17 protein-coding genes and 1 pseudogene are annotated in these 16,525 nt (G+C 63.2%); 10 read left to right on the forward strand and 8 right to left on the reverse strand.

The genetic code is table 11. The features are described 5' to 3' along the window. Window positions 1-11 precede the first annotated feature (11 nt). From AC5Y5W_RS02190 to AC5Y5W_RS02215, 6 genes are read left to right on the forward strand one after another with little or no spacing between them, the layout of a single operon-like run. Entirely contained in the window at window positions 12-1,199 is a 1,188-nt protein-coding gene (locus AC5Y5W_RS02190) for an MCE family protein (RefSeq protein ID WP_500021986.1), read from the forward strand. After that, window positions 1,196-2,230, forward strand: a complete 1,035-nt coding sequence (locus tag AC5Y5W_RS02195; protein WP_500021987.1) for an MCE family protein — start codon at window positions 1,196-1,198, stop codon at window positions 2,228-2,230. Before AC5Y5W_RS02190 ends, AC5Y5W_RS02195 begins: the two co-directional genes overlap by 4 nt. Further along, the gene (locus AC5Y5W_RS02200) at window positions 2,223-3,341 is read left to right on the forward strand and encodes an MCE family protein (protein WP_500021988.1); all 1,119 of its coding nucleotides are present in this window, start codon (window positions 2,223-2,225) and stop codon (window positions 3,339-3,341) included. Before AC5Y5W_RS02195 ends, AC5Y5W_RS02200 begins: the two co-directional genes overlap by 8 nt. After that, entirely contained in the window at window positions 3,338-4,756 is a 1,419-nt protein-coding gene (locus tag AC5Y5W_RS02205) for an MCE family protein (RefSeq protein WP_500021989.1), read from the forward strand. Before AC5Y5W_RS02200 ends, AC5Y5W_RS02205 begins: the two co-directional genes overlap by 4 nt. After that, on the forward strand, window positions 4,753-6,027 hold the full coding sequence (locus AC5Y5W_RS02210) for an MCE family protein (RefSeq protein ID WP_500021990.1): 1,275 nt from the start codon (window positions 4,753-4,755) through the stop codon (window positions 6,025-6,027). The genes AC5Y5W_RS02205 and AC5Y5W_RS02210 overlap by 4 nt, the downstream gene beginning before the upstream one ends. Beyond that, window positions 6,028-7,749 (forward strand): MCE family protein, encoded by a 1,722-nt coding sequence (locus AC5Y5W_RS02215; protein ID WP_500021991.1) that lies wholly within the window; start codon window positions 6,028-6,030, stop codon window positions 7,747-7,749. Window positions 7,750-7,770: 21 nt separating this feature from the next. Here AC5Y5W_RS02215 and AC5Y5W_RS02220 read toward each other — a convergent pair whose 3' ends face one another. From AC5Y5W_RS02220 to AC5Y5W_RS02230, 3 genes are all read right to left on the reverse strand, one after another. Further along, entirely contained in the window at window positions 7,771-8,298 is a 528-nt protein-coding gene (locus AC5Y5W_RS02220; protein WP_499896794.1) for an Rv2253/PknI dimerization domain-containing protein, read from the reverse strand. 126 nt (window positions 8,299-8,424) lie between these two features. Continuing rightward, the gene (locus AC5Y5W_RS02225; RefSeq protein ID WP_500021992.1) at window positions 8,425-9,042 is read right to left on the reverse strand and encodes an Rv1363c family protein; all 618 of its coding nucleotides are present in this window, start codon (window positions 9,040-9,042) and stop codon (window positions 8,425-8,427) included. Then, window positions 9,039-9,773, reverse strand: coding sequence for an Rv1363c family protein (locus AC5Y5W_RS02230; protein ID WP_500021993.1), 735 nt, complete (start codon window positions 9,771-9,773; stop codon window positions 9,039-9,041). The genes AC5Y5W_RS02225 and AC5Y5W_RS02230 overlap by 4 nt, the downstream gene beginning before the upstream one ends. A 299-nt stretch (window positions 9,774-10,072) precedes the next feature. Between AC5Y5W_RS02230 and AC5Y5W_RS02235 the strand changes: the two genes are divergently transcribed. The 3 genes from AC5Y5W_RS02235 to AC5Y5W_RS02245 all read left to right on the forward strand — a co-directional run bounded on the left by AC5Y5W_RS02235 (window position 10,073) and on the right by AC5Y5W_RS02245 (window position 12,598). Continuing rightward, on the forward strand, window positions 10,073-10,426 hold the full coding sequence (locus AC5Y5W_RS02235; protein WP_500022045.1) for a hypothetical protein: 354 nt from the start codon (window positions 10,073-10,075) through the stop codon (window positions 10,424-10,426). Between the two features lie 151 nt (window positions 10,427-10,577). Then, window positions 10,578-10,946: a hypothetical protein gene (locus AC5Y5W_RS02240; RefSeq protein ID WP_499896793.1), complete on the forward strand. Its 369-nt coding sequence runs from the start codon at window positions 10,578-10,580 to the stop codon at window positions 10,944-10,946. 212 nt (window positions 10,947-11,158) lie between these two features. Then, complete coding sequence (locus AC5Y5W_RS02245; protein WP_500022046.1) at window positions 11,159-12,598, forward strand: adenylate/guanylate cyclase domain-containing protein; 1,440 nt, start codon at window positions 11,159-11,161, stop codon at window positions 12,596-12,598. Here AC5Y5W_RS02245 and AC5Y5W_RS02250 read toward each other — a convergent pair. Beyond that, window positions 12,595-12,852, reverse strand: coding sequence for a hypothetical protein (locus tag AC5Y5W_RS02250; protein ID WP_500021994.1), 258 nt, complete (start codon window positions 12,850-12,852; stop codon window positions 12,595-12,597). The genes AC5Y5W_RS02245 and AC5Y5W_RS02250 overlap by 4 nt on opposite strands. Further along, window positions 12,849-14,129 (reverse strand): cytochrome P450, encoded by a 1,281-nt coding sequence (locus AC5Y5W_RS02255; protein WP_500021995.1) that lies wholly within the window; start codon window positions 14,127-14,129, stop codon window positions 12,849-12,851. The genes AC5Y5W_RS02250 and AC5Y5W_RS02255 overlap by 4 nt, the downstream gene beginning before the upstream one ends. A gap of 163 nt (window positions 14,130-14,292) precedes the next feature. Between AC5Y5W_RS02255 and AC5Y5W_RS02260 the strand changes: the two genes are divergently transcribed. Then, entirely contained in the window at window positions 14,293-14,904 is a 612-nt protein-coding gene (locus AC5Y5W_RS02260; protein WP_499896430.1) for a TetR/AcrR family transcriptional regulator, read from the forward strand. A gap of 40 nt (window positions 14,905-14,944) precedes the next feature. Here the strand turns inward: AC5Y5W_RS02260 and AC5Y5W_RS02265 are convergent. From AC5Y5W_RS02265 to AC5Y5W_RS02275, 3 genes and pseudogenes are all read right to left on the reverse strand, one after another. After that, a pseudogene (locus AC5Y5W_RS02265) lies at window positions 14,945-15,076 on the reverse strand (pyridine nucleotide-disulfide oxidoreductase); the annotation flags it as partial. A gap of 222 nt (window positions 15,077-15,298) precedes the next feature. Beyond that, entirely contained in the window at window positions 15,299-15,706 is a 408-nt protein-coding gene (locus tag AC5Y5W_RS02270; RefSeq protein ID WP_500021996.1) for an Rv2576c family protein, read from the reverse strand. Continuing rightward, a complete protein-coding gene (locus AC5Y5W_RS02275; RefSeq protein ID WP_500021997.1) occupies window positions 15,703-16,434 on the reverse strand; it encodes an enoyl-CoA hydratase/isomerase family protein in 732 nt (243 codons plus the stop codon). Before AC5Y5W_RS02275 ends, AC5Y5W_RS02270 begins: the two co-directional genes overlap by 4 nt. Window positions 16,435-16,525: the final 91 nt, after the last annotated feature.

The following is a 16,525-nucleotide window of genomic DNA, read 5'->3' on the forward strand; positions in this document are numbered from 1 at the left end:
GAAAGGATCCGATGGAACACACTGGGATACGCGCACTGACGGGTCTGGTGACCGTGGCGATTATCGCCGCGATTGTCGCCGCTGCGGTGGGCTTGTTCCAGGGCAGCTTCACCGAAAGTGTGCCGGTTACCGTGCTTTCGCCGCGTGCCGGCTTGGTGATGAACCCGGACGCCAAGGTGAAGATGCGCGGCGTGCAAGTGGGGAAGGTCGATTCGATCGAGGCGCGGCCGAACGGCCAGGCGGTGCTGCACTTGGCGATGTATCCATCCGAGATGCACCTGATTCCGTCCAATGTGCTCGTCGACCTCACGTCGCCAACAGTTTTCGGCGCCAAGTTTGTCGATCTGGTACCGCCGGCGCAACCGTCAGCGCAATCCCTGCACGCCGGCCAGGTGCTCGACAGCCAACACGTCACGGTCGAAATCAACACCGTCTTCCAACGACTCACGTCGGTATTGGACAGGATCGATCCGGCCAAGCTCAACGCAACCCTTGGCGCCTTAGCGAAGGCGTTCAGCGGCCGCGGTGAAAAGATCGGACAGGCGCTCAGCGACCTGGATTCTTTTCTGGAGAAGCTGGATCCAAGCCTCTCCGCACTGAGCCACGATACCGCTGTCCTCCCCGCGATAGCCGACGCCTACGCCGACGCGGCGCCGAACCTCGTGAAAACCGCCGCCAATGCGACAACGATCAGTAAGGCGATCGTCGAGGAGCAACACAATTTGGACGCGCTGCTGATCAGCGCGATCGGTTTGGCCGACACCGGCAACGATGTCATCGGCACCAACCGCAAGTCGCTGACGGATGCGTTACATCTGCTGGTGCCGACCACCGATCTCACCAATGCCTACAACAAGGCCTTCAACTGCGGTTTCGGCGGACTCGCCACGTTGTCACACTCTCCGCCGCTCTTCGAACCGGCTATTCACCTATCGGCCACGTTACTGCTCGGCGCTGAACGTTATCGGTACCCGACGGACTTGCCCAAGGTTGCGGCCACCGGTGGCCCGCAGTGTACGGGTCTTCCGAAGCTGCCCTTCAACACCAAGGCGAAGTATGTGGTCGGCGACACCGGTGCCAACCCGTGGAAGTACGGGAACCCACAGATGCTGCTGAATTTCGACGGGCTCAAGCAGTTGCTCTACGGGCCGATTGACGGGCCGCCGCGCAACCCCGCTCAGGTTGGACAACAAGGATGAGAGGTTCGTTGCGTGCGACGGTGATCAAGTTCGCGGTCTTCGGGATCGTGATGACGGTGCTGACCGCTTTCTTGTTCTTCATCTTCGGCCAGTACCGCACCGGCGCGGTCACTGGATATTCGGCGATCTTCAACGATGCTTCACGTCTGAAGGTCGGAGATTCGGTGCGGGTCGCCGGAATCCGGGTGGGCACTGTCAACGGTGTTTCGCTGCGCCCAGACAAGAAGGTTGCGGTGAAGTTCGACGCTGACCGCAATATCATGCTCACCGAGGGCACCAGGGCAGCGGTTCGCTACCTCAACCTGGTCGGTGACCGCTATCTGGAGCTCGTCGACGGCCCGGGATCCACTAAACGACTGCCGGTCGGGGGGCAGATCCCGGTCGACCGCACCGCGCCGGCGCTTGATCTCGATTTGCTGCTCGGTGGGCTGAAACCCGTTATCCAGGGGTTCAATCCGCAAGACGTGAATGCGCTGACTGCATCGCTCATCGAGGTCTTTCAGGGCGAAGGCGAAAACTTGCAGTCGTTGTTCTCGAAAACGACATCGTTCTCAAATGCCCTGGCCGACAACGATCAAACGGTCCAGAATCTCATCGACAACCTCAACACCGTGGTGGCCACCCTCGCAAAAGATGGCGACGAATTCTCGGGCGCAATCGATCGCCTTGAGCGATTGGTCACCGGATTGTCGGGGGACCGCGACACCATCGGTACGGCGATCGACTCGTTGAGCCAGGGAACCGCATCACTCGCCGATCTGCTGTCCAATGCACGGCCTCCGCTGGCCGGCACGGTGGATCAGTTGAGTCGCTTGGCGCCGCTGCTCGATCAAGACAAAGACCGAATCGACGCCGCAATCCAGCGGATGCCGAAGAACTTCCGCAAGCTGACACGACTGGGCGTCATGGGTGCCACCATCCCGTACTACTTCTGCTTGCTAACGCTCCGGGGTACGGATTTGCAAGGCAAGACCGTAGTGGCCCCACTGTTCAAGTCTGAAGCGGGAAGGTGCAAGGAACCCAATGCATAAGTACCGCGGAGCTGGGCTGATCAAGGCCGGATTCATCGGCGCTGTCGTGATCGCGCTTGTGATCCTGGTTGGCTTGTCGCCCGACCGGCTGGTGTCGATGGCGACGGCCGTTAAATACCAGGCGTTGTTTTCCGAAGCCGGCGGTCTGGCGCCAGGCAACGACGTGACAGTGTCCGGCATCAAGGTCGGTTCGGTATCGAGTGTCGCTCTGCGCCATGGCGATGCACTGGTGACGTTCACGCTGAAGGGCAACATCCCCCTCGGCGCCGACACCACCGCACACATCAGGACCGGTACGCTGCTCGGCGCGCGGATGCTGACTCTGGAGTCGGCCGGCAGCAACGTGATGCATCCGATGGACGTAATCCCCGTGTCGCGGACGTCGTCGCCGTACTCGTTGAGCGAGGCAGTCAGCGACCTCACCACCAACACCACCGGGACCAGCACCCAATCGTTGAACCAGTCGCTGGACACGTTGGCTGCGACGCTCAACCAGATCGCGCCGCAACTGGGTCCGGCCTTTGACGGCCTGACCCGGCTGTCGCGAACCCTCAACGGCCGCAACCAATCACTGGGCCAGCTGCTCAAAAGTGCCGGCGATGTCACCGACATTCTCTCCGAACGCAGCCAGCAAGTGAACCAGCTGATCCTCAACTCCGACGATCTGCTCCAAATATTGGTCGCGCGGCGACAGGAGATCGTCGAGTTGCTGGCCAGCACGTCGGCGGTGGCCCAGCAGTTGTCGGGACTGGTACACGACAACGAGAGCAAGCTGGCGCCGACGCTGGAGAAGCTGAATTCGGTGACCGCGATGTTGGAGAAGAACCGCGACAACATCTCCAAGGCGTTGCCGGGTGCCGCAAAGTTTGCGATTACGTTGGGCGAGGCCGTTTCCAGCATGTTTTCCTACTCAGCGTTCGTGCCGAACCTGTCTGTCCCCCAAATCTTCGGGCCGTTCATGGAATATTTGTGGGGGTTCCGCACCTTCGACCCGGCTCGCGGTCCTGGCTTCCCGTCGCCCCTACCGCGGTCGCTGGTCCCCTTCCCCTACAACGGGATTCCAGAGTGCCCTGGTTGTACGTTGGGCGGACGGATCGGAGGGACGCAATGATGCGGCGCACCAGGCTGTCAATGTGGCTCGCCATCGCCTTGGTGGGACTCGTCCTTGCCGGCGGGGCGGTGGTTGTGCGCGAGATCTTCTTTCGCCCGCGTACCGTCACCGCGTACTTCACGACGACGACCGCGATCTATCCCGGTGACGAAGTGCGCGTCTCCGGCGTCAAAGTCGGCACGATCAAGTCCATCCAACCCGAGGGCACGCGGGCCAAGATGACCCTGCACGTCGACCATGACGTGCCGATTCCAGCGGATGCGAAAGCGGTGATCGTCGCGCAGAACCTGGTTGCTGCCCGCTACGTTCAGCTCACACCCGCCTACCGGGACAGCGGACCCGTCATGGCCGACGGCGCGACGATACCGGTCGAGCGTACCGCGGTACCGGTCGAGTGGGACGAGGTCAAGACCCAATTGATGCGGCTGGCAACGGATCTGGGGCCAAAAGGCGGCGTTTCGGACACATCGGTGGGCCGGTTCATCGACAGCGCCGCCAACGCATTGGGAAACGGCAACGGCGAGAAGTTACATCAGGCGTTGGCCCAACTGTCCGGGGTGGGCCGGATCCTGGCGGACGGCAGCGGCAACATCGTCGACATCATCAAGAATCTGCAGACCTTCGTCACCGCGCTGCGCGACAGCAACGTCCAACTGGTGCAGTTCAACAATCGGCTGGCCACGCTTACCAGCGTGGTCGACGACAGCAAATCCGATTTGGACGCGGCGGTGACGAACCTGTCCACGGCGGTCGGCGAGGTGCAGCGGTTCATCGCGGAAACCCGTGACCAGACCAGCGAGCAGATAACGCGATTGGCCAACGTCACCCAGCCGTTGGTCGACAACCACATGGCGTTGGAAAACCTTCTACACCTCGCCCCGACGGCGATCGCTAACTTCATGAACGACTACAACCCCGACACCGGAACCATCAACGGCGGGTTCGGAATCGTACCCTTCGCGAATTCCACGGCGTCGGGTGCGATTCTCCCGTTGCCGATTCCCGGCTGCTCGATGATGGCAGCCGTCGAGACTGTCACCGCGGTCGAATCGGGCAAGTTGTGCGCCCTGTTTCTCGGCCCCGGATTGCGGGTGCTGAACTACAACGAGTCGCCGATCCCCATCAACCCAGTCCTCATGCCGTCGGCGAACCCGGAAAACATCATCTATGCCGAGCCCCGCCTGGCGCCCGGTGGTGAAGGCCCCAAGCCCGGACCGCCCGAGATCCCGCCCGCGGTGTCCGCCTATACCGGATTGAGCGGTGACTCGGTTGTGCCCGGGCCGGCGCCGTCGGTACCGCTCCCACGGATACCCGGAGCGGCGATGCCGCTGCCGCCGGCGCCGACAGTGCCGATGGAATCGCCACCACCACCTCCGCCACCTGGCCCGCTGCCGGCAGAACGGCCGGAGCCATGACCGTCCGGGCTGGCGTTCGGCGAGTGCTCGCCGTTGGCTGTTGCGTGGTGCTGACCGCAACCGGATGCGCATTCCACGGCCTGAATTCACTGCCACTGCCCGGCGCGGTGGGACGCGGGGCAGGTGCCGACACCTACCACGTTGAGATCGCTAATGTCGCTACGCTGGAGTCGAATTCACCGGTGATGATCGACGATGTCGTGGTCGGCAGTGTTGGCCCGATGACCGTGAAGGGATGGCACGCCGACGTCCAGATCTCGGTAAAACGCGATGTCGTCATCCCCGCCAACGCGGTAGCAAGTGTCGGTCAAACAAGCCTGCTGGGGTCGATGCACTTGGAGCTCAATCCGCCGCTCGGTCAGCCGGGGGTCGGGCGACTGCAACCGGGCGCCACGATCCCGCTGAACCGGGCGTCGACGTATCCGACGACAGAGCAAACCCTTTCGTCGCTATCGGTGGTCGTCAACGGCGGCGGGCTAGGGCAGTTCGGTGAGATCGTCCACAATTTCAGCGCGGCCCTGTCCGGTCGGGCGGGCGCCGTGCGGGATTTGCTCACCCGCCTGGACAAGTTCGTGGGCACGCTCGACCAACAGCGCGACGATATCGTGGCGTCCATCCAGGCGCTGAACCGGCTTGCCGACAGCTTCGCCGGGCAACGCGAGGTCATCACTGCGGCGCTGCACAAGATCCCCCCGGCGTTGGAGGTGCTGATCAAAGAGCGGCCGCGCCTGACGGAAGCCCTGGACAAACTTCGGGTGTTCAGCGATACCGCTACCAAGCTGGTCAATGACAGCCAGGCCGACCTCGTCAGGAACCTGAAAAACCTGGAGCCGACGATACGTGCGCTTGCCGACGTCGGACCGGATCTCGACGCGGCTATCGCGTGGGCGTCGGTCTTCCCGTTCGGGCAGAACTTCATCGATCGCGCGGTTCGCGGTGACTACTTCAACGTTTCTCCGGAGCTCGACCTCACGATTCCCCGGCTCAAGCAAGGACCGTTCTTGGGAACCCACTGGGGACAGCTGGGCGCCAGCGAACCACCGGCGCCTGGTGAGCCGCCTTACCTGAACTACACACTCGATCCCTTGCATGCTGGCGTGAGTGCGGCACCACCGGGCGCTCCGCCGCCGCCTAACGCTGTGCCGCTGCCTGGTCCTCCGCCACCGGCCGGGCCGCCACCGGGGTCCCCGGCGGATGCGCCGTCGCCTGCTCCCCCGCCGGGGCCCGCTGCTTCGCCGCCGGGAATCCCGCCGACGGAAGGTGGCGGATAGATGCTGTCGCGCTTCGTCCGAATCCAGCTGGCGATCTTCGCCACGGTCGGGATCATCGGTGTGGTCGCGATGGTTCTCTTCTACATCCAAGCGCCGACCCTGCTGGGCATCGGACGGATGACGGTCACGTTGGAGCTGCCCGCCACCGGCGGCCTCTACCGGTTTTCCAACGTGACGTACCGCGGAGTGCAAGTCGGCAAGGTGACCGCGGTGAGCCTGACGCCCAACGGCGCGAAAGCGACGCTGTCTCTTGGCGCTTCGCCCAAGATCCCGGCAGACCTGCAAGCCGAGGTGCGCAGCGTCTCGGCAGTCGGCGAGCAGTACGTGGACTTGCGGCCACGAACCAACTCGGCCCCGTACCTACGCAACGGCTCAACAATCGTCATGCGCGACACCACGATTCCACAGGCGGTCGGGCCCATGCTCGATCAAGTCAGTGCGCTCGTCAATAGCATCCCCAAGCAAAAGCTCGGCCAATTACTCGACGAGACGTTCCAGGCATTCAACGGCTCCGGTTACGACGTTGGATCACTCTCGGACTCGACCTCCCGAATTGCGGATTACTCCAACGCTATTGCCGACCGCACCCGAACCCTGATCGACGACAGCGGACCGTTCCTGGACTCCCAGGCGCAGACCACCGACGCGATCCGAACGTGGGCGCGCAGCTTCGCCGGTATCTCGGACGTGCTCGCCAACGATGACTCGCGAGTTCGTACGGTGCTGCAGAATGGCCCCGAGGCCGCGAACGAGGCGTCACGGCTTCTCGAGCAGGTCAAACCGACGCTGCCGGTTCTGCTGGCCAACCTCACCACCATCGGTCAGATCGGCGTCACCTACCACCCGGGGCTGGAACAACTGCTGGTACTACTGCCGCCACTGGTCGCCATCGAGCAAACGGCCAACGGCATAAACTGGCCGAACGGTCTCGCCCATGGCGACTTCGCACTCACAATCGACGATCCGCCGATCTGCACGGTCGGCTTCCTGCCGCAGAGCAGTTGGCGATCGCCGGACGACGAAACCGACATCGACACTCCGGACGGGCTGTATTGCAAACTGCCGCAGGACTCACCGCTCTCGGTGCGCGGCGCCCGTAACTATCCGTGCATGGACAAGCCCGGAAAGCGTGCACCGACCGTCGAAATTTGCAAAAGCGACAAGCCATACATGCCGCTGGCGATGCGCCAACACGTTCTGGGTCCCTCTCCGCTGGACCCGAACCTACTGTCGCAGGGCATTCCGCCCGACGACCGAGTCACCTCGGACCAGAGAATTTTCGGGCCACTCGAGGGGACACCGCTGCCGCCGGGGGCGGTCCCGCGCGGCACGCCGCCGGGTCCGCGCGGAACGTACGGACCACCGGGGCCGGGGCATGCTTCGCCGCCGGTGCCGTCGTCGGGCTACATGTCGACACAGGCGGCCGATTATCCGCCGATAGCGCCGCTGGATGTTCCTGCGCCGGGCGAAGTTTCGCAACCCGCGGCCGTACCCGCGCCGGCCCCGCTTCCCTCACCACCCGACAAAGTCAATGGTGATCAGCCGCGGGCGGCTCACAGCTCATTCGCGCCCAAGATAGCCGGCCCGCTGGCGGCCGTCGCGACGGCACAATACGATCCGCGTACCGGTCGATATGTCAGTCGTGACGGCCACGTATACCAGCAGTCAGATTTGGTGAAGCCGGCTGCGCCCAAAACGTGGCGGGACATGCTGCCGACCTGAAGCCCGGGCTCGAATGCTCGATTAGCCGATCTTGTCGAGCCGCACCGGCATCTCGACGGTGAGCCATTGGTTCTGGCCGCAGGCGCCGCTTGGCCCGATTGTCTTGTCCTTGCCAGCCAGCGTCGGTGATCCGGTCACTACTTGACCGCTTCCGTTCGGGTCGACCGGCCAGAAAGTGAATTCCTGGCGGCCGGTGAATGCGGTACCGTCCTCGCATTTTTCCCAGTCGGGCACGTCGTGCGTGACGTACCACATGAGACCGTCACGTATGTGGATCGGTGCAGTCCAACCCTGCGCGCTGTGCACCGTACCGGTGCACTCCTCGAAGGTGGTGCAGGTTGAGCTGATCGTCCACGTGGTGGTGACGACCGCCTCTTGATTGAACTGACGGTTGATCTTGGCCAAATTGCCGTTGGACGTGACTTGATACGTCCCGTTGAGGGCGACGTCCTCCTTGGTAGTCGCCCCCGCCGGTGAGGCAGGGCCGAAAGTACCGAATACGTTGGCGGCCACCAGCATCGCGGCGGCGGTTATTTCCATTGAACGCATTGCGTGTTCCTTGACCCAACTAGAAGATACGGGCTTTCCGGTGCCGGCAGCGGCGTCGCTGAGCGTGAAGAGTAACACCAGCTTCGCCGCTAAGTCGCCGATCCGCATAACCGACCGTCGCGGCCATCACAATGGATCTAACTTCGCTATCAGCCAGGATCCATTGACTTTCGTCAGCGTCACCACGACGCTGCTGGCTGTCGTCAACGGCTCTGGTTTTTCTTTGCTTGCGGTGTTCTGGTTCATGAACACCAAGACGATCGCCGAATCCGGATGCATCTCAATTGCGGCTGCCCGCAGCACTTTGGCCGTCGCAATAAGATGCCCCTGCCGCGCCGCGGGCGCGATGAAGTCCTGACTAAACCTGCTGTAGTAGGACAGAAATTCTCCGGTCGAAAGTGACTTGGCCCGGGCGAAGTCGTGGTCCAGATTGTCATAGGAATACGACAGCACCGCGACGGCACCGTCCGAAGCCGCCTGGACTGCCTGATGTGTGGCCGCGCCGCCGATCCGCTGAGCCGGACGGTACTGGAAGAAGAACAAACCGGCAGCAACCGCGATCGTGGCAATGACCAACGCCGTCACAAAAATTGGACGCCACCTCGCTAGACATCGGCGGGCGAGGCGCCCGGTGGCTGACGATCCGCTGGCGCGCACCGATCCCTCGCCAGCGGATACTTCCTCCGCCTCGCCGATGGGCGGAGTTTCCACGCTGTCTGGCGACGACTCTTGCTCGACACTCATTGCAGGAAATCAACTCCGGACATCTTGAGCTGACCACCGTCCCGCTCGATTTTGACGCTGATCCGCCACAACATCGGGGGCCGTTTCGAGTTGTCCGGATCGGTGACGTCGGATTTCACCGAGACAAGTGCGACGCCCGAATTCTCGGTCCATGACTCGACACCGACGGCTTCCACCGTGACCTTGCTGATCACCTTCGATTCCTCGGCCCGCTGAGCCATGAATCCCGATCGCGCTTCCAGTTGGGTCTTGAGCTCGCCGGTGGACGCGTCGATGCTGCGCTGAATGTCATCCTTGGCGTGCTTTGGGTCGATGGTCATCAACGCTGTGACCCCAGAACGTGCGGCCGCAGCGAACTCCGGGGCGAGCTGCTGTTTGTGCGCGATGGCGTGGTCCTGCCACACCATATAGCCGCTAGCGCCGAGCGAGGCGCAGATGAGCACAATCCCGACACCGACAGCCACCGCTTTCCGGCTAGGGCGACGGACCCGTGGTGGGCGCCAACGTCGCGCTCTTACCAATGTTGGCCCGTCCACATCAGCGTCGTCTTCGGTCTCCTCGACGTTGCCGGTTTGGTCGCCGCAGTCGGCTTCGGCATCTTGGCGTAATTGCGTTGCGAGTGCGCGGGCCGCCTCGGCGCGCGCCTCTGCACGGATGACCTCTTCCTCGGCTTCAGCTAGCGAGGCGGACAGCTCGGGGCCGGTCGCGGGGTCCGTATCGGAATCGGTCACTTGCCTCCAACCATCGCCGGCGCAACCGAGTCGTGGCGGTCTGACAACTTCCAACCACGCACGGAGAATGACATTACCAGCACGTGTGTCAGAGCACGGAAGCCATCACCAATGTCCAGATCTTTGAGCACGTGCCATTGCGGCCATAGCGCAGTTGCGGTCCTGCAGGAACACGCGGCGGGTGGGGCGCTGCATTCGGAGCCGACCTTCTCCAAAAAAGAGAATTTTCTTATCGGCTATGCCAGGCTAGCTTGGTGCGATTCATCGTGGCAGTGGTCGCCCCGCTGATCGGTGTCGGCATGTCGATTCCGCCCGCTGCCGCGGGGCCCACCGTGTGCGACTATCCGGCCTGCACTCCGGGCATCGCCCCGAATATGGTTCTCGGCGCTCCGTGCGAGAACACCACTTATTACGTATTCGGCGTTTCCGGGGGTTATGTGCCCGCCACCCAACCTGGACGGCTGATGTTCTGCGGCTCGCCTAGGCAATATCAGCCGCGATGGTTCCGGTCACCTCCGATGGCCGGAATCAAGGACGAAGGCGCCGAATGCGGGCTGCGGTACCAGAACTATGTTGCGCAGGCGCCTGATGGTCTCTTCCTGGTGTGCATAGGGCATGACGGTGTCACTACTTGGGTGCGGGCCGACACATAGCCGGAAAAGTCTTTGCCGTCCGCACCCAATAGTCGGCCAAAGCCCGCGGGCGATAAAGAACGGAGAGACCGTGAAGACCCCGAAGATCGCAGTAGTCAGTGTCGTGCTCGTCTCAACCGCTTTAGCCCTCGCGCCGACTGCCGCGGCCAGGATGCCGTTCGGTAACTTCGTCCTACAGACCCCGCGGGATCCGGGCCACTCGTGGATCTGGTCGGTCGCGCCGTGCGCCCGCGATACGGTCGTGCCCACCACGGACTGCGTCCATGTAGACGCCCTGCCGAGACCCAATGGCCAGGCGGCGCCCTGGAATACCGACGCAAACCTCGCGAATGGTCGTTACACGATGGTCATCGATGTGCCCGATGGAGTGCGCTGCACGGTGTACTTTCTGCCATCGCACGACACGTATTCCTGGGATCCGGTGACGCTGGCCGGTTCGGTGGACTCGACTTTCGACGCCGGCTGCGGAGGTGCTCCGGGCGGGACCGTGAGCTTCCCGTTTTCGTTGGTGCGTTACTAGGACTAACCAATTGCGCCATCCGGCGCTGGTTGCGTGACAAACGCAGTGCGCCGGATTGTCAACGGGAGGTCGACCGAACTCAGCAATCCGGTCTCTGCGGCAACAACAGGGTGCGCGGCGACGCGTAGCCTCGCTATCTTCGTCGTGTGAGCAGGCTGGCCGACGCGACGCGAAGCACATTTGCCAGATCATCGACTCGGTATGCGGTCGGCCTGGCGTTCGCGCACCTGCTCAGCGTCGCCGAGGTTCTTATCGTCGTCGTCGCACTAACCGGTCACACGCTCGGCTCATTCCATCCGGACTTCGATGCGAAGTACATCATCACATCGGTGACAGTGATCGCCCTGGGCACGGTTGCCGTGTTGGCCGCCGGGTTCCTGCTGATCATTCCTTCGTTGCGCTGGTTCGTTCCCCACCACGAGCCTGACCCAGATCAACGGCGTGCGGCGATGGACCTGGTCCGGAATCAGTCGGTAATTTTAGCGTCGACGTGGGCGGCCAGCGGCGCGATCTTCGTATTGCTCAACCGCGATGACGGCGGCCTCACAGTCGCGGTGGCGACTGGTATGGCCATCGTTTTCGGCGGCTCCGCAGCGACAGGCACCGCCGTACTACTCAGCCAACGTCCGCTCCGGCCGATTGTTGCAGCTGCCACAACGGATTTCGAGGGTTTTGTGACGGCGCCGGGCGTGCTGGCCAGACTCATAGGCATGTGGTTGCTATCCAGCGGGCTCCCGACGTTGGGGATTGCGACGCTGATCATCTTGCGGTCGAACGGCTGGATCATCCCGAAGACCGCGTCTGTCGAGACCGCCGTTTTGGTGCTTGCCCTTGTCGCGGTGATGCTGGGCCTGCGTGGGATGATTCTGGTGGCCCGATCAATTTCGGACCCCGTACGCGACGTCGTCGACGCCATGGCAGAAATCGAGCATGGGCAAGTTGGCACGTTCGTCAGGGTTTACGAGCGTTCCGAAATCGGGCTTCTCCAAAGCGGATTCAACCGTATGGTTGGCGGACTCACCGAACGGGACCGGCTCCGCGACTTGTTTGGCCGGCATGTCGGGGTCGACGTCGCGCGTCGTGCAGTAGAAGAAGGTGCATCGCTATCCGGCGAAGTAGGAGAAGCGGCGGTGTTGTTCGTGGACCTCGTGGGTTCGACCGAGCTGGCGGCCAGTCGACCGCCTGATGAGGTCGCCGGTGTGCTGAACGAATTTTTCCGGATCGTAGTCGGAGCGGTCGACCAACAGCAGGGCTTCATCAACAAGTTTCAGGGTGACGCCACGCTGGCGGTCTTCGGCGCGCCGCTCCGCAACAGCAGGGCGGCGTCGGCTGCTTTGGCAACTGCGCGCGCCTTGCAGACGCGGTTGCGCGAGTTGCCGGTGGCGGACTTCGGTATCGGGATATCGGCCGGCCGGGTTTTTGCAGGCAACATCGGTGCCGAAAACCGCTATGAATACACGGTGGTCGGCGATGCGGTCAACGAAGCGGCGCGACTGGCCGACCTCGCGAAAACCTCGGAGCGCCGGGTGCTTTGTTCGGATGCCGCCCTTACACGTGCCGACGAGGCCGAGCGGCAGCACTGGGTGGCTCATGGTTCCACGGTGCTGCGTGGACGCTCGGAAGCCACGCAGATTTTGACGCCCGCTCACTAGCTGTCGACGATGGCGAGGCTGCGGTCCCACAGGTTGCGGCTCAGTTCGGCATCGTGGGCATGTCTATTCGTTTTCGCAATGTGGCGCTTCAGATAGTGCTCGCCGCTTTTCCAGTCGACACCGGGCGTGCCGGTGGAACGCCAGATCAGTTGATCTGCTGCCTGTTCGGCGGTCGACGTGAGATGCCGCACCGGCGTGCGGTACATGACGCCCAGGAACCGCGGACGACGTTCTCGCCGGCTGGCGCGGCTCACCCCGTCATGGTAAACGTGAGGTGCAGTTCGGAAAGCCCGCGCAGTATGTAGGTCGGTTCATAGGTGTAGCGGCGTTCACCGGCCGGCCCGTGTTTTGCCTCGCTGGCCGCGATGTCGGTCATCCGGTCCAGGATGCGCTCGAGCGAGACGCGGCCCTCCACCCGCGCCAGTGGCGCACCGGGACAAGAATGCACGCCACGGGCAAACGCCATGTGCTCGCGAACGTTTTTGCGGTCCAGCTGGAACTCGTGCGGATTGTCGAACCGGCGCGGATCGCGGTTGACCGCACCGGGCAACACCATCACGACGGTGCCAGCGGGGATGTCGACGCCGCCCACCGTGGCGGGCTTGCGTGCCAGCCTTGAGTCGCTTTTGACTGGGCTCTCCATCCGCAGCGATTCCTCGATGAAGCCGGGAATCAGGCTGCGGTCTTTTCGCAGCTGCTGCTGAATGTCGGGCCGGTCGCCGAGCACCTGCAGTGCCGCGGAGAGCAGCTTGGCTGTGGTTTCCTGACCGGCCGCGAACAGGAAGGTTGCCGATCGGCTCACCTCGATGACCTCAGGCGTAGTTCCGTCGGGATACTTCGCCGTCGCCAACGCGGTCAGCACGTCGTCGCGGGGCGCACTGCGCCGCTCCTCGATGTAGGAGCAGAACTTGTCGTCGAGCCACTCCAGCGGGTTGACGCCGACCGATTCGTGGTCGAGCGCACCGACCCGTGCGCCCGGACGATCCGCTCCCAGGATGGTGCGAAATTCCTGGTGGTCTTCTTCTGGGACTCCGAGCAGGTCGGCGATCACCAAGGTGGCGAAGGGCTTTGAGTATTCGGCGATGAATTCGCACTTGCCCTCACCGAGGAACTCCTCGAGCTGACGGTCCGCGAGCCGCCACATGAAGTCCTCGTTCTCCTTGAGCCGGCTCGGCGTCAACAGCCGGCTCAGCAGCGACCGGGCGCGGGTGTGGTCTGGCGGGTCCATGGTGACCATGTGCTCGAACATCGGAAACTGGTCGCGGTGGGAGTCGATCAGCGAACTGAGGTCATCGCAATCGACTTCGAACGGCAGCGGCGGGAACGGCCCTCCGAGCGCCACGCAGTTCGAAAACGAGTCGGTGTCTTTATAGACCGCGTTCGCCTCTTCCCAGCCGGTGACGGCGACGACGTTGTAGTGCGGGAGCTTGAGCACCGGGTTTTGGTCGCGGAGGTAGTCGAAGTAAGCGTAAGGATCGGGGACCAGGGACGGGTCGGTGAAGAAGTCGATCGACTCGAAGGTGGTGGTCATGGTGTTACGCGTCTCCTTCAGACTTGGGCTGTGTGTCGCGGCGAGACGTAGCACCGCCCGCGTACGAGATCGTCAAAGTGCTGAGCAACTGCTTAGCATGGCGTTAAGGTCGTGGTCAAGGTCGACGCTACGATCGGCGAGTTCATCAAGGATCGGGAGAGGGATGACGTCCGCACGCAGAATCGGAGCGCCCGACGCGAAAAACCGCGGCGTACTGCTCGACGCGGCGGAGCAGCTCATGCTCGAAGAAGGTTATGCCGCAGTCACGTCTCGCCGTGTCGCCGAGAAGGCCGGGCTGAAACCGCAACTCGTGCACTATTACTTCCGCACAATGGACGATCTGTTCCTGGCGGCGTTTCGCCGCCGTGGTGAAGAAGGCCTCGAGTTGCATGCGCGGGCGTTGGCGTCGCCGCAACCGCTATGGGCGTTGTGGCGGTTCAGTCTCGATCCGGCGGCCACCGCGGTGACCATGGAGTACGTTGCCTTGGCCAATCATCGCAAGGCACTCAAAGCCGAAATCGCTTACTACGCAGAGCGTTTCCGTGAAGAGCAGGCTAAGGCGGTGTCAGCGGTGATGGAGCGCTACGGCATGGCTGTCGCCGAGGTGCCGCCGTTGGTATGGTCGGTGTTGATCACGAGCGTGTCCCGGGTGCTGGTCATGGAACAAGCGCTGGGTATGTCTGCGGGCCACGCTGAAACCGCGGCGTTCGTGGAGGGTTACCTGCAGCGCCTCGAGGGCGATCCCGTCCCGGACGGTGCGTCGGCGACTCCCTGACTCACTGAGCGCTGGTTGAGTTGAGCTGTGCTAGCGGGTCGTTGTCCCGCACCCGCCCTGTCGCCCACAACACCGCGTCCGCCGATGCCGGCGGCTGACCGGTGCTCCATCGCACTGGTTCGTCGTTGATTCGATCGCAGCAGAACCCGTCGGGTATGACTGCCCGGTGGCCAGCGGTCGGGGACTGCATGCATTCATGATCTCCTTGGATCGTGTGCGCAAGTCGCGTTGAGTGATTTCGGGTTGCGCAGTCACGCGACCGCGGTAGCACTGTGTAGCACCACGTGCTACTCACCGGTTGCCAATACACACTTGCCGACGTGACGTGTGGTGTGAGGCCGCTGTCAGTTGCCGGCGAGCCAACAGCCGCGCAAGTCGGTAACGGGCGCCTGGGTCACCAGGTGCGCTGCGAACAGATCACGCCCTTGGCGCCGTCGTTCGAGACGACCACCTTCCCGTCGATGATCAGAGCACAGTGAAACTGTGGCGTGCCGGGTTCGGTACCGGTGCTGACTACGACCATGGCGTACACGTCGGGCGTCGAGAGCATGACCGGAGGCGAAACCCAGGGGTGACCCGGCGCGATATCGGCGTTCACGTGGGGAGTGAACTGGTAGGGGTTGTGGCTGTAGTCGGAAAACTTGGGCGGCTGCTGATCCAGGTAATAGATGTCGGCATAGATCGGATTGGCTGACGTGATGACGTACCTGACCTCATGCATTGGGTCGTCCGCTTGTGACGGCGCGGCGAATGTTGTCGCGGTCACCACCATCGCCAATCCTGCACCCAGCAGAGATTTCATCTCGCACCTCCTTTGGCGCTGCGGTTCATCACCAGATCGGCGGCCGCCCAGTGGGCGTCGCTGACCCACAGTCGGGCGAAGGCTTTCACCGCATCGTCGGCGGACACCCCTTTCACCACCCGTTTGATCTCACCGGCCGCGCGGTGTGCCAACTGGCCGGCGATCTGCCGCCAATCATCGTCGAAGCTGGACCGCGGCAATATCCGATCGACCAATCCGATGCGCTCGGCCTCGGCAGCGTCCAGCACGGTGCCCGTTCCAGCCAGCAGCAGCGCCCGGCTTTTGCCGACCAGTGCGGCCAGCCGCTCCGCGCCGCCCCAGGCCGGCATGATCTCCAGCGCTACTTGATTGAAGCCGATCCGGATGTCGTCGGCGGCCAGCCGAATGTCAGCGGCCACGGCGACTTCGGCCCCGCCGCCGAGCGCGTGCCCGTTGAGGGCGGCGATCACCGGCGCGGGGAATCCGGCGAGGCGATCGCAGATGGACCGCATCCGCCACGCCATCGCCGCGGCGTCGTCCTCGGTCCTGATGGCGCTGAGTTCTTTGAGGTCTCCGCCCGACACGAACGCCCGATCACCCGCGCCGGTGATGACCAGCGCGCTGGCGCCCTCGGCCGCGTCGATCGCCTTGTCCAACTGGTCCATGGTGTCCAGGGCGATGGCGTTGCGGGCGTGTGGCCGGTCAATGGTGAGCACGGCAAGACCCTGGTCAAACTCCAGGTCCACCATGTGCGGCTCTCCATCGCGATATTGGCATTCTCCTGGCAGGAGAATAACACCGCCCCTGCCTGTCGAAGGATCCCAACATTTTGCCGGTCGG

The sequence above is a fragment of the Mycobacterium sp. NGS51 genome (assembly GCF_059812525.1).

Bases quoted from the DNA above. Each gene is read 5' to 3' on its own strand.
- AC5Y5W_RS02190 (WP_500021986.1), top strand. From the start codon at position 12: ATGGAACACACTGGGATACGCGCACTGACGGGTCTGGTGACCGTGGCG.
- AC5Y5W_RS02195 (WP_500021987.1), top strand. From the start codon at position 1,196: ATGAGAGGTTCGTTGCGTGCGACGGTGATCAAGTTCGCGGTCTTCGGG.
- AC5Y5W_RS02200 (WP_500021988.1), top strand. From the start codon at position 2,223: ATGCATAAGTACCGCGGAGCTGGGCTGATCAAGGCCGGATTCATCGGC.
- AC5Y5W_RS02205 (WP_500021989.1), top strand. From the start codon at position 3,338: ATGATGCGGCGCACCAGGCTGTCAATGTGGCTCGCCATCGCCTTGGTG.
- AC5Y5W_RS02210 (WP_500021990.1), top strand. From the start codon at position 4,753: ATGACCGTCCGGGCTGGCGTTCGGCGAGTGCTCGCCGTTGGCTGTTGC.
- AC5Y5W_RS02215 (WP_500021991.1), top strand. From the start codon at position 6,028: ATGCTGTCGCGCTTCGTCCGAATCCAGCTGGCGATCTTCGCCACGGTC.
- AC5Y5W_RS02220 (WP_499896794.1), bottom strand. From the start codon at position 8,298: ATGCGTTCAATGGAAATAACCGCCGCCGCGATGCTGGTGGCCGCCAAC.
- AC5Y5W_RS02225 (WP_500021992.1), bottom strand. From the start codon at position 9,042: ATGAGTGTCGAGCAAGAGTCGTCGCCAGACAGCGTGGAAACTCCGCCC.
- AC5Y5W_RS02235 (WP_500022045.1), top strand. From the start codon at position 10,073: ATGTCGATTCCGCCCGCTGCCGCGGGGCCCACCGTGTGCGACTATCCG.
- AC5Y5W_RS02240 (WP_499896793.1), top strand. From the start codon at position 10,578: ATGCCGTTCGGTAACTTCGTCCTACAGACCCCGCGGGATCCGGGCCAC.
- AC5Y5W_RS02255 (WP_500021995.1), bottom strand. From the start codon at position 14,129: ATGACCACCACCTTCGAGTCGATCGACTTCTTCACCGACCCGTCCCTG.
- AC5Y5W_RS02260 (WP_499896430.1), top strand. From the start codon at position 14,293: ATGACGTCCGCACGCAGAATCGGAGCGCCCGACGCGAAAAACCGCGGC.
- AC5Y5W_RS02270 (WP_500021996.1), bottom strand. From the start codon at position 15,706: ATGAAATCTCTGCTGGGTGCAGGATTGGCGATGGTGGTGACCGCGACA.
- AC5Y5W_RS02275 (WP_500021997.1), bottom strand. From the start codon at position 16,434: ATGGTGGACCTGGAGTTTGACCAGGGTCTTGCCGTGCTCACCATTGAC.